Annotated in this window: 8 protein-coding genes; 2 read left to right on the top strand and 6 right to left on the bottom strand. The window is 73.7% G+C overall.

What is annotated here, in order from left to right:
* Window positions 1–92: 92 nt before the first annotated feature.
* From sucD to ACFWBW_RS24360, 5 genes are all read right to left on the bottom strand, one after another.
* Entirely contained in the window at window positions 93–983 is an 891-nt protein-coding gene (gene sucD, locus ACFWBW_RS24380; protein WP_385375917.1) for a succinate--CoA ligase subunit alpha, read from the bottom strand.
* A gap of 21 nt (window positions 984–1,004) precedes the next feature.
* Entirely contained in the window at window positions 1,005–2,183 is a 1,179-nt protein-coding gene (gene sucC / locus ACFWBW_RS24375; protein ID WP_266905324.1) for an ADP-forming succinate--CoA ligase subunit beta, read from the bottom strand.
* Window positions 2,184–2,503: 320 nt separating this feature from the next.
* On the bottom strand, window positions 2,504–3,613 hold the full coding sequence (locus tag ACFWBW_RS24370) for a VWA domain-containing protein (RefSeq protein ID WP_385375927.1): 1,110 nt from the start codon (window positions 3,611–3,613) through the stop codon (window positions 2,504–2,506).
* Window positions 3,614–4,104: 491 nt separating this feature from the next.
* Window positions 4,105–6,438 carry a DUF5682 family protein gene (locus ACFWBW_RS24365; RefSeq protein ID WP_385375913.1) on the bottom strand — a complete coding sequence of 778 codons (2,334 nt, stop codon included), beginning with the start codon at window positions 6,436–6,438 and terminating at the stop codon, window positions 4,105–4,107.
* On the bottom strand, window positions 6,435–7,541 hold the full coding sequence (locus tag ACFWBW_RS24360; protein ID WP_356516171.1) for an AAA family ATPase: 1,107 nt from the start codon (window positions 7,539–7,541) through the stop codon (window positions 6,435–6,437). Before ACFWBW_RS24360 ends, ACFWBW_RS24365 begins: the two co-directional genes overlap by 4 nt.
* Before the next feature lie 135 nt (window positions 7,542–7,676).
* On the opposite strand from ACFWBW_RS24360, the gene ACFWBW_RS24355 reads away from it, so the two are divergent.
* Complete coding sequence (locus tag ACFWBW_RS24355; RefSeq protein WP_385375909.1) at window positions 7,677–9,098, top strand: SWIM zinc finger family protein; 1,422 nt, start codon at window positions 7,677–7,679, stop codon at window positions 9,096–9,098.
* Between the two features lie 224 nt (window positions 9,099–9,322).
* Window positions 9,323–10,933 (top strand): DUF5691 domain-containing protein, encoded by a 1,611-nt coding sequence (locus ACFWBW_RS24350; RefSeq protein ID WP_385375906.1) that lies wholly within the window; start codon window positions 9,323–9,325, stop codon window positions 10,931–10,933.
* Between the two features lie 561 nt (window positions 10,934–11,494).
* On the opposite strand, the gene ACFWBW_RS24345 is transcribed toward ACFWBW_RS24350, so the two are convergent.
* On the bottom strand, window positions 11,495–11,902 hold the full coding sequence (locus tag ACFWBW_RS24345; protein ID WP_356516175.1) for a cobalamin B12-binding domain-containing protein: 408 nt from the start codon (window positions 11,900–11,902) through the stop codon (window positions 11,495–11,497).
* Between the last annotated feature and the right edge of the window lie 79 nt (window positions 11,903–11,981).

Below are 11,981 nucleotides of genomic sequence, written 5' to 3'. Positions count from 1 at the left end.
GCACCCCTCACAGGGTGCGGGCCACGCCCGTCTGCACGTACAGCCGAAGGCGGCTGCTCACTGCCTGCCTCTTGCTGCCTACTGCTTGCTGCTTACTGCGCGGCGTTCAGGATCTCGCGCGCCAGCTTCGCGGTCTCGGTCGGCGTCTTGCCGACCTTCACGCCCGCGGCCTCCAGGGCTTCCTTCTTGGCCTGTGCGGTACCAGAAGAACCGGAGACGATCGCACCGGCGTGACCCATGGTCTTGCCCTCGGGGGCGGTGAAGCCCGCGACGTAGCCGACGACCGGCTTGGTGACGTTCTTCGCGATGAAGTCCGCCGCCCGCTCCTCGGCGTCGCCGCCGATCTCGCCGATCATGACGATCAGGTCGGTGTCGGGGTCCGCCTCGAACGCCTCCAGGGCGTCGATGTGCGTGGTGCCGATGACCGGGTCGCCACCGATGCCGACGGCGGAGGAGAAGCCGATGTCACGGAGCTCGTACATCATCTGGTAGGTCAGCGTGCCCGACTTGGACACGAGACCGATGCGGCCGGGCTTGGTGATGTCGCCCGGGATGATGCCGGCGTTGGACTGGCCGGGGGTGATCAGACCCGGGCAGTTCGGGCCGATGATCCGCGTCTTGTTGCCCTTGGACGTCGCGTACGACCAGAAGGCGGCGGAGTCGTGCACCGCGATGCCCTCGGTGATGACGACGGCCAGCGGGATCTCGGCGTCGATCGCCTCGACCACGGCGGACTTGGCGAACGCCGGCGGGACGAAGAGGACGGAGACGTTGGCGCCCGTCTTCTCCATCGCCTCGGCGACGGAGCCGAAGACCGGGACCTCGGTGCCGTCGAAGTCGACGGTCGTGCCGGCCTTGCGCGGGTTCACGCCGCCGACGATGTTGGTGCCGTCAGCCAGCATCAGCTTGGTGTGCTTCATGCCCGTGGCACCGGTCATGCCCTGGACGATGACCTTGCTGTCCTTGTTGAGGAAGATAGCCATGTGAGTCTGTGACCTCTGCCCTTACTTCGCAGCCGCGAGCTCGGCGGCCTTGTCGGCCGCGCCGTCCATGGTGTCCACGCGCTGAACCAGCGGGTGGTTGGCGTCCGAGAGGATCTTGCGACCCAGCTCGGCGTTGTTGCCGTCGAGGCGGACGACGAGCGGCTTGGTGACCGCCTCGCCCTTGTCCTCGAGCAGCTGCAGCGCCTGGACGATGCCGTTGGCGACCTCGTCACAGGCGGTGATGCCACCGAAGACGTTGACGAAGACGGACTTGACGTCCGGGTCGCCGAGGATGATCTCGAGACCGTTGGCCATGACGGCGGCGGAGGCGCCACCGCCGATGTCCAGGAAGTTGGCGGGCTTGACGCCGCCGTGGTTCTCGCCGGCGTACGCGACGACGTCGAGGGTGCTCATGACGAGACCCGCGCCGTTGCCGATGATGCCGACCTCGCCGTCGAGCTTCACGTAGTTGAGGTTCTTCGCCTTGGCGGCGGCCTCGAGCGGGTTCGCGGCAGCGTGGTCCACGAACTCCTCGTGGCCCGGCTGGCGGAACTCGGCGTTCTCGTCGAGCGAGACCTTGCCGTCGAGCGCGATGACGTCGCCGTTGGCGACCTTCGCGAGCGGGTTGACCTCGACGAGGAGCGCGTCCTCGGCGATGAAGGTCGCCCACAGGGTCACGAGGACCTCGGCGACCTTCTCGGCGACCTCGGCCGGGAACTGCGCCAGCGCGACGATCTCGCGGGCCTTCTCGATGGTCACGCCCTCGTTGGCGTTCACCGGGACCTTGGCGAGCTTCTCCGGGGTCTCCTCGGCGACCTGCTCGATGTCCATGCCGCCCGCGACCGAGGCCATGGCCAGGAAGGTGCGGTTGGTGCGGTCGAGGAGGTACGAGACGTAGTACTCCTCCAGGATCTCCGGAGCCGTCTCGGCGATCATCACCTTGTGGACCGTGTGGCCCTTGATGTCCATCCCGAGGATGTCCGTCGCACGGGCGACGGCCTCGTCCGGGGTGGCGGCGAGCTTGACGCCGCCGGCCTTCCCGCGGCCGCCGACCTTCACCTGCGCCTTGACGACCGACTTGCCGCCCAGCCGCTCGGTGGCCGCTCGCGCTGCCTCAGGCGTGTCGATCACTTCACCGGCCAGCACCGGTACACCGTGCTTGGCGAAGAGGTCCCTCGCCTGGTACTCGAACAGGTCCACGCGCGTCCGTCCCTTGTCTTTTTTAAAGATTCGCAGTGATTCGCGGTTGTCTGCTATCTGCGTGGGCGTGCCGCGGAGGGCAACGTGACGGCGCTGTCACAAGGAAGGCGCACACGGTGACCGTGGACGCGGCATGTCCGTCCCGCAGGTTATCCCCGTGGGACGTAGGTCCCTAAATCGCAGATCACACCTGAGCGGTGATACCTGTCACAGATCGCCTCACGGTTGAACTGCATCTTCGTGCGATCTGCCGATGACCGACCCCCGCGAGGCCTCCTCCGCGGGCCCCCGCGCGGGCGGCGCCGCAGCGGACCGACCGGTCACGGGACGGGCAGGGGACGCTTCTCCAGCGCCGCGGCCATCACCTCCGGGAACAGGTCGGGCGTACAGGCGAAGGCCGGTGCGCCGAGCGCGGCGAGGGCGGCGGCGTGGTCCCGGTCGTAGGCGGGCGCGCCCTCGTCGGACAGCGCGAGCAGCGTCACGAACTCCACCCCCGCCGCCTTCATCGCCGCGACCCGCTTCAGCATCTCGTCGCGTATGCCCCCCTCGTAGAGATCACTGATGAGGACGACGACGGTGTCGGCGGGGCGGGTGATCTTCGACTGGCAGTAGGCGAGCGCGCGGTTGATGTCGGTGCCGCCGCCGAGCTGGGTGCCGAAGAGCACGTCGACGGGATCGTCGAGCAGATCGGTCAGGTCCACGACAGCGGTGTCGAACACGACCAGCCGGGTCGCGATCGACCGCATCGAGGCCAGCACCGCCCCGAAGACGGAGGCGTAGACGACGGAGGCCGCCATCGAACCGGACTGGTCGATGCACAGCACGACCTCCTTCTTCACCGCCCGCGCGGCGCGGCCGTACCCGATCAGCCGCTCGGGGACGACGGTCCGGTACTCGGGCAGGTAGTTCTTCAGGTTCGCCCGGATGGTCCGGTCCCAGTCGATGTCCGCGTGCCGCGGCCGGCTGATCCGCGCGGACCGGTCGAGCGCACCCGTCAGCGTGGCCCTCGTCCGGCTCGCGAGCCGCTTCTCCAACTCCTCGACCACCTTGCGGACGACCGCGCGGGCGGTCTCCCGGGTGGTCTCGGGCATGGCCTTGTTGAGGGAGAGCAGGGTGCCTACGAGGTGCACGTCCGGCTCCACGGCCTCCAGCATCTCGGGCTCCAGCAGCAGGGCGGACAGCCCGAGCCGCTGGATCGCGTCCCGCTGCATGACCTGCACCACGGAGGTGGGGAAGTACGTCCGGATGTCCCCGAGCCAGCGCGCCACGTTGGGCGCGGACCCCCCGAGCCCGGCCGACCGCTCCCCGGCCCGCTTGCGCCCCCCGCCGCCGTCACTCCCGTACAGAGCCCCCAGCGCGGCATCCATCCCCGCGTCCGCCCCGCTCAGCGCCACCCCGGTCCCCTCCCCCTCTCCCCCACCGAGCACCATCCGCCACCGCCGCAACCGCTCCGCGCCCCCGCCACTCACTTCCGTACCAGCCACCCGTCCCACCCCTCACTCTCGAAGCAATACCGACCGCCCCCGCCAACCGATGCCGCTGCGACCCTTGCCGCTGCGCGGGGCGAAGCCCCCGCTGCGCCCATTGCCGCTGCGCGGGGCGAAGTTCCCCTACCCGCCCTTCCACCGTTCCCGCGAATCCAGCCCCTCCGGCGTTCGAGGAGCGGGGGTCCGGGGGCGGCCCCCGGCAACGGCGCCGCACGCCCACATCCACCACGGCCACCCCCAGCCCCGCCGGCGTTCGAGGCGCAGGGGTCCGGCCCCCGGCCACGGCGCCGCACACGGCAGGGGTCCGGGCGAAGCCCGGGGAACGGTGGAAGGGTGGGTAGGGGACTCCGCCCCGCGCAGCGGCCCACCGCAGCCCGCCCACGCCGGGCCCGGGCCACCCCCGACCGCCGCGGCCCCGGACCCGCCAGGGCCCCTCACCCCGGCGCCCCCGCCAGCAGCAGCCGGACCAGGCCCACCACCGCATCCGCCCGGACCGGGTCCAGCTCAGGACCGAAGCCGGCCGGCGCAGCCGCCCCCGGACCCGCCCCGGCCGGGCCCCCGCCCGGCCCCCGCCGCACCAGCTCCCCCAGGCTCCGCCGAACCCCCGCCTCGTACCCCCCGAAGGTCCTGCGCAGCAGCGGCAGGACATCGATGAACGCCCGCTCCGGCACCGACACCAGCCAGCCGTCGATCAGCGCCAGCAGCCGCTCGTCGTGCACCAGCAGCGTGCCGCCGCCCGAGCCCCCGCCCGCGAACCCCTCGATCCAGCCCGCCGCGTCGGCCGGTGCGCACGCCGGGGACAGCGAGAGCCCCATCAGCCGCGCGGTCTCCTCGGGCGGCAGCCGCCCGTCGTCGAGCAGCAGCCGCGCCGCCCGCCCGCGTATCAGCCCGGGGACGGTGTCCCGCCCGGCCAGCGTCCGCAGCACCGCTGCCCAGCGCTCCCGCAGTCCGTCCGTGTCCAGTGCCTCCAGCAGCCCGATCGCACCGTGCACGCCGTCCACGTGCCCCCGCAGTTCCTCCGCCGCGTCGGCGTCCAGCCCGGCCGCGCAGGCGGGCGGCAGCGCCACGCATATCCGCTCCGCGAGCCCGGCCGCCACCGTCCCCAGCGCCGCCGCGTCGGTGCCGCGCACGTCGCCGTACCGCAGCGAACGGGCCAGCGCGGGCAGCGCCTTGGCCAGTCCCGCCACATCGGTGTCCAGAGCGGCCCGGTCCGCGAGGGCCCGCAGTACGGCGGGCAGTGCCCCGGAGAGCCCGGCCAGCAGGCACCGCTCCGCCAGGGCGGTGACCTCGCCCAGCTCCCCGGCGCCCGCCGCGTCGGCCTCGGCCCTGGCGGTGGCCGCCCCGAGGACGGTGGTCCCCCAGATGCCGGCTTCGGCCACCCGCACCGCGAGCTCCGGCTCCCAGCGCAGGCGCCAGGTCTCGCGGAAGGTGCCCGTGCTCCCCCGGGAGGCCGTCGGGACGCCCCAGTCGACGCCCAGCAGCCGCAGCCGGTGCAGCAGCAGCGACTTGGCCGCGTCGGTGTCCTTGCGCAGGTCGAGCTCCAGCTCCCGGTCCTGCGCCTCGGGCTTGAGCCGCAGCGAGCGCTGCTGCCGGTTCAGGTCCCGTTGGAGCGGTACGACGGGCGCCGCGTCGGGGACTTCGCCGAGCACGTCCCCGACGACGAGCCGGTCCTCGATCAGCGCGAGCGGTATGTCGGAGCCGTCGCACATCACCGCCCGGACCGCTTCCAGGGTCTCCGTCAGCCCCGGCACCGGCCGGCCCCGCATCGCGGCCAGGGTGTCCGCGAGCCGGACGGCTTCGATGACGTGGGCCGGGGACACCTGCCGGTCCTCCTCGCGGAGCAGGCCCGCGACCTTGGTCAGCCAGCGCTCGACGGGCCGGTCCCGGGCCGCGAAGAGGTGCGCGTACCAGCCGGGCGAGGTGATGCCCGCGCCGTACCCTCCGGCCCGGGCGAGGCGCCGGTGGGTCCAGGGCACCCAGGTGGTCTCCACCTTGACCTTGGACAGCCCGGTGAGGAGCGCCTTGTCCGCGGCGGCGGTGGTCCTGGCCCGCAGCGCCGGGACGTGCCAGGCCCCGCAGACCACGGCGTAGGCGTCGCCGAACTCCCGGCGCGCGGCCCGCATCCGCTGCCGCATGTACGCCTCGCGCACCAGGTCCCGGTGATGGCCGCCCGCCCCGTACTCCTCGCGCAGGGCGCCCATGGCCTCCCCGAGCGCCTCGAACACGCCCAGCGGGTCGGCGGCCGGTCCGGCCCCGCCCCGGTGCTCCACGACGTCCTCCCACCACCGCTCGGGGTCCTCGTACCCGGCGGTCTCGGCCAGCACGGCGAGCGGGTCCAGCCGTACGGATCCGGGCGCCGCCCCGTGCTCCTCGCCCTCCCGGTCCGCCTCCCCCTCCTGGTCCCCCGCTCCCTCCCCCACGGCCAGCGAGTGCGCCGCCGGCAGGTCGATGAAGCGGACCGGCACGTCCCGCTCCTGCGCCCACCGGATGGCCGCCCATTCCGGGGAGAAGCCGGCCAGCGGCCAGAAGGCGGCCCGCCCCGGGTCGTCGGCCGCGTGCGCGAGCAGGGCGACGGGCGGCCGCATCCCCGGGTCCGCGGCGAGCGGGAGCAGCGCGTCCCCTTCCGGCGGTCCCTCGATCAGCACCGCTGCCGGCCGCGCCGCGTCCAGCGCGGCGCGCACCGCCCGGGCCGAGCCGGGCCCGTGGTGCCGTATCCCGAGCAGCAGCGGGCCCGTGGGGGCGTCCGGATCCCTCGTCCCCGGGCTCATGCCGTCACCTCCCGGCAGGCCCGGTAGAAGTCCTTCCAGCCGTCGCGCTCGCGGACCACGGCCTCCAGGTACTCCTGCCAGACGACCTGGTCGGCGGCCGGGTCCCGGACGACGGCCCCGAGGATCCCCGCGGCCACGTCGGAGGGGCGCAGGACGCCGTCCCCGAAGTGGGCCGCCAGGGCGAGGCCGCCCGTGACCACCGATATGGCCTCGGCGGTGGACAGGGTGCCGCTGGGCGATTTGATCTTCGTACGCCCGTCGTCGGTGACTCCGCCGCGCAGCTCGCGGAAGACGGTGACGACGCGGCGGATCTCCTCCAGGCCCTCCGGGGCGGCGGGGAGGTCGAGGGCGCGGCCCATCTGGTCGACGCGGCGGGCGACGATGTCGACCTCGGCGTCGGCGGTGGCGGGCAGCGGCAAGACGACGGTGTTGAAGCGCCTGCGCAGCGCGCTGGAGAGCTCGTTGACCCCGCGGTCGCGGTCGTTGGCGGTGGCGATGAGGTTGAAGCCGCGCACGGCCTGCACCTCCTGGCCGAGCTCCGGTATCGGGAGCGTCTTCTCGGACAGGACGGTGATGAGGGTGTCCTGGACGTCGGCCGGGATCCGGGTGAGCTCCTCGACGCGGGCGGTCATGCCCTCGGCCATGGCCCGCATGACCGGGCTCGGTACGAGCGCTTCGCGGCTCGGGCCGTGGGCAAGGAGGCGGGCGTAATTCCAGCCGTAGCGGATGGCCTCCTCCGGGGTGCCGGCGGTGCCCTGGACGAGGAGCGTGGAGTCTCCGCTGACGGCGGCGGCGAGGTGCTCGGACACCCAGGTCTTGGCGGTGCCGGGCACGCCGAGGAGCAGCAGCGCGCGGTCGGTGGCGAGGGTGGTGACGGCGACTTCGACGATCCGGCGCGGGCCCACGTACTTGGGCGTGATGACGGTGCCGTCGTCGAGCGTGCCGCCCTGCAGGTACGTCGCCACGGCCCACGGGGAGAGTTTCCAGCGGGCCGGGCGGGGCCGGTCGTCTGCGGCCGCCAGGGCTTTCAGTTCGTGCGCGAAGGCGTCTTCGGCGTGCGGTCGCAGCGCCTCTGCGGTGGTCTCGTTCCCGGTCGTGGCCATGGTCCCCCTCCAATGCTCCGCAGCCGCTCGACGACTGCTGGAACCACGATGCACCCGACCACTGACAACGGGCCCCGGGAGACGTGTTGTTGCAGGTCAGAGCGATTGTCAGTGGGGGTCTCTACGGTGGAACACATGACTGAGCAGGGGGTCCGCTGGACAGCGGAACAGGTACTGGCTCTGGCTCCTGACGATGCCTCACGCAAGGCGGGGGCCAGACTCGGCGGGGCGGGGCCGTGGTCACAGACCGGAGGTTCCGCTTCCGGTGCGGTGTGGGGGTTGTGCAAGGGCAGCGGCAGCAAGCCGTACCGGACGGTCGTCGACCTGTCCGGGCCTGCGTACAAGTGCTCCTGCCCGAGCCGGAAGTTCCCGTGCAAGCACGCGCTGGGCCTGCTGCTGCTCTGGGCCGAGGAGGGGCTCGGCACGCCGGCCGGCACCACCTCCGGCACCGCGTCCGGCACCTCGGCCGAGGCTCCGGACTGGGCCGACGAGTGGCTCACGGAGCGGGCGGCGAAGGCCGCGCGCCCCGCCGACCGCTCCGGACGGGCCGGGCCGGCCGACGCCGAAGGGGCCCGCAAGCGGGCCGAGCGGCGGGCGGCCCGGATAGGCGCGGGCGTCACCGAGCTGGAACAGCGGCTCGCGGACCTGGCGCGCGGCGGGCTCGCCGGTCAGGAGCAGGCGGGATATGCGGCCTGGGAGGAGACCGCCGCCCGCATGGTCGACGCCCAGGCCCCCGGACTGGCCGCGCGGGTGCGGGAGTTGGGGACGATACCCAGTTGCGGCACCGGCTGGCCCGCCCGGATGCTGGAGGAGGCCGCGCTGCTGCACCTGCTGGACCGGGCCTGGCTCGGGGTTTCCGCACTGCCGGAACCGCTGGCCGCGACGGTCCGCAGCCGTCTGGGACTGCAGCCCCGGACGGAAGGCGAGGCCGTACGGGACCACTGGCTCGTGCTGGCCCAGTACGACACGGCGTCACCGGACGGCCGTCTCACCACCCGCCGGATATGGCTGCGCGGGCTGGCGAGCGGGCGGCCGGCCCTGGTCCTGGACTTCGGCCCGCCCGGGCGACCGCCGGGGCTGGCACTGCCCGTCGGTCTGGTGCTGGAGGCGGAAGCCCGCTTCCGGCCCGGCTCCGCCGGGCTGCGCGCGGACCTCGGGGAGAGGTTCGCGCCGGCAGCACCGTCCCGGACCACGCCGACCGGCGTGAGCACGGGCGCGGCACTCGAGGCGTACGGCGCTGCGCTGCGCGAGGACCCCTGGCTGGAGTCCTGGCCGGTGGTGCTCGGACCGGTGGTTCCGATACCGGGGGGACAACAGGGAGGACGGCAGGGAGAGCAACAGGGCACGACTGCATGGCAATTGGCGGACGCTGAGGGGACGTCCGCCCTGCCCGTGCCCCTGACCGGGCCCGGGAGCCGACCCGGGACCGGGCTGTGGCAGCTGGCCTCGCTTTCGGGGGGCGGCCCGTTGACGGTGTTCGGCGAGTGCGGACACCGCGGATTCACCCCGCTGACGGCCTGGCAGCCGGACTCCTCGGAGCCGGTGGTGCTGGGCTGAGCGGGCGCAGGGGAAAGCGGCGGCGCGGGGGCGCCGACGTACTCGAAACGACTGAGCCGGGGGGCTTTCGTGGACGACAACCACGCCAGTTGAGGCCGTAGTCACGGTCGTGTGCGCCACAGGGGAATCAGACCGGGCGGCTCCGGTCCCGCGGAGGGGGCGGGACCGGAGCGGCCCAACACCCGCACACGGCACGGCACACGAGGGAAGAGGGAGGGCATCCGGTGAACACGACCACGGAAACAGCGACGGACAGAGCGACCGGCAGAGCCACGAGCGGGTCCACGGACACGGCCTACGAGGACGAGAACTGGGACGAGCTGGTGGGCGCCGCACTGCTGGGCACCGAGCGGCGCCGGGGCAGTCCCGAAGCCCTGCTCGGGGCAGCGGCCGTGCAGACGCTGCGGCGCCGAGCCGGGCTCAGACCCGCCGAGGCGGGTCCGCTGCCCGAGCCCGCGCCGCGGGACCCGCGGCCGGAGCCTCCGCAGCCGGCCCGGCGGCGGCTCGCGCAGCTGTTGGCGGGCCGGGCCGGTGCGGGCAGCGGCAGCGGGCGGCGGGGGGCCGCCCCGGACCTGACCGAGCTGCTGCCGCAGTGGCTGGCCGCCGCCGGACAGCACGGGTACCGGGCGCCTGCCTCGCTCGTGCCCGCGCTGCTGGACGTCGCGCGGGCCCGCAGCGACCTCCGGCCGCAGGCGCTGGCCCTGGCCGGGACGCGCGGGCTGTGGCTGGCCCGGCTCAATCCGGACTGGCGGTTCGCACTGCGCGGGGGTTCCGGGGGCGCCGGCGAACTGCCCGACGTACAAGACGCGGTGGGGGTGGAGCGGCTGTGGCAGGAGGGGCTGTTCGCGGAGCGGGTCGCGCTGCTCGGCCTCGTACGGGCCCACGAGGCGGCCGCCGGGCCGCGGCTGCTGGAGACCACGTGGAGCACCGAGCGGGCCGAGGACCGGTTGATGTTCCTCGACTCCTTGCGGGTGGGGCTGTCGGTGGGCGACGAGCCGTTCCTGGAGGCTGCGCTGGGCGACCGCAGCCGCAATGTCCGGGCGACGGCCGCTGAGCTGTTGTCGGCGCTGCCGACCTCGGCGCTGGCCGGGCGGATGGCCGAGCGGGCGCTGGCCTGCGTCGGCCCGGAGGGGGTGACGCCACCCGCCGAGTGCGACGCGGGGATGCTGCGCGACGGCGTGGTCAAGCGGCCGCCGGCCGGACGCGGGGAACGGGCTTGGTGGCTGGGCCAGTTGGTGGAGTCTGCACCGCTGTCGTGCTGGCGGGACCGGTTCGGGGGGCTCGGCCCGGCGGAGATCGTGGCGCTGCCGGTGGCCGAGGGCTGGGCGGAGGAACTGCACGCGGCCTGGTGCCGGGCCGCGGTGCGGCAGGGCGACCCCGCCTGGTCCCAGGCCCTGCTCGGCTCGGCGTCCGCACCGCCCGCGGCGGGCCCGGCGACGGCGTCGCTGGCAGAACGGGCGAAGCTCCTGTCGATCCTCGGCGAGGAGGAACGGGCGGCGTGGGTAGCGGAGTTCATACGTGCACACGGGCTGCCGGAGGCGTTCCAACTGCTCGGGGTGTGCGTGGTGCCGTGGGCAGGGGCGCTGGGCCGGGCGGTGATCGAGGCGCTGGACTCCGCACGGGAGGCGGGCGGCTACCCGTGGAGCTTCAGCGGGGTGATGGGGCTGGCGGAGCGGTGCCTTGATCCTGCGGAGGCGGGGCGGCTCGATGCGTTGGCGGCGGAGCCGGTGGAGGAGGGAGGCGCGGCGGCGTACTGGTCGGAAGCCTTCCAACGCCTGGTCGCCACCCTGCGACTACGGGCCGCGCTCCACGCAGAACTGACCCCGCCGCCCTGACCGCCGCCCCCGACCCGGGTTGCACGCTCCGCCCCAGGGCGCCTGCTCCGTCCAGGGTGCCCTGCGGGGCGAAGTCCCCGACCCGCCCTTCCACCGTTCCCAGGGCCGGCCCTGACCCGGTCCTCAAACGCCGGACGGGCTGAAAGCGGGGGCCCCGGGCTGCGCCCGGACCCCTGGGGCTCCGCCCCAGACCCCGGTCCTCAAACGCCGGACGGCTGGAATGGCGCGGGCGGGTCTGAAAGTCCCACCCCCGGACGGGAACGGGAGGGGCGGCCCGGGCCGGGGACGGGGGCGGGGTGGGGTGTCGGCCTGGACGTAAAGCGTGATTTGTGGCGCAGGCACACCCCACACCTTGTCGGAGCAGAGCAGAGGGCGCCTAAATCATGCAGTCCAGGCCGACACCCCACCCCGCCCCCGGCACCGGCCCCCACCCGCAGCCAGGCAGACGCCGACCACACCCCAGCCCCGCCGGCGTTTGAGGCGCAGGGGCCCGGGGACCGGTCCCCGGCAACGGCGCCGCACACCCGAACCGGCCGGAGCTACAGCCGGCACCGCGCGGGGCTACGCCGGCTGCCGCACGTGCGCGCGGACCCAGTCGACGATTGCCGTGGTCGTCGCGCCCGGAGTGAAGATCTCGGCCACACCCTTCTCCTTCAGCGGAGCGATGTCCGCCTCCGGGATGATGCCGCCACCGAACACCTTGATGTCTGCCGCGTCGCGCTCCGCGAGGAGTTCCAGCACGCGCGCGAACAGCGTGTTGTGCGCGCCCGACAGGATCGACAGACCGATCGCGTCGGCGTCCTCCTGGATCGCCGTGTCGACGATCTGTTCGGGGGTCTGGTGGAGGCCCGTGTAGATGACCTCCATGCCCGCGTCCCGCAGGGCCCGCGCGATCACCTTGGCGCCTCGGTCGTGGCCGTCGAGGCCCGGCTTGGCCACCACCACACGGATCGGACCGGTCACACCCATCGCACTGCCTCCCGAGTGAACGAACGTTAAGTACAGCATCGCGCACACCCCCGTTTCGCGGTCAACCACGAGGGGGAAA

The organism is Streptomyces sp. NPDC059957 (assembly GCF_042730015.1).
GTDB lineage: Bacteria > Actinomycetota > Actinomycetes > Streptomycetales > Streptomycetaceae > Streptomyces.
Note: the sequence above shows the minus strand (reverse complement) of the source record. Positions and strands in the feature narration are given on the sequence as shown.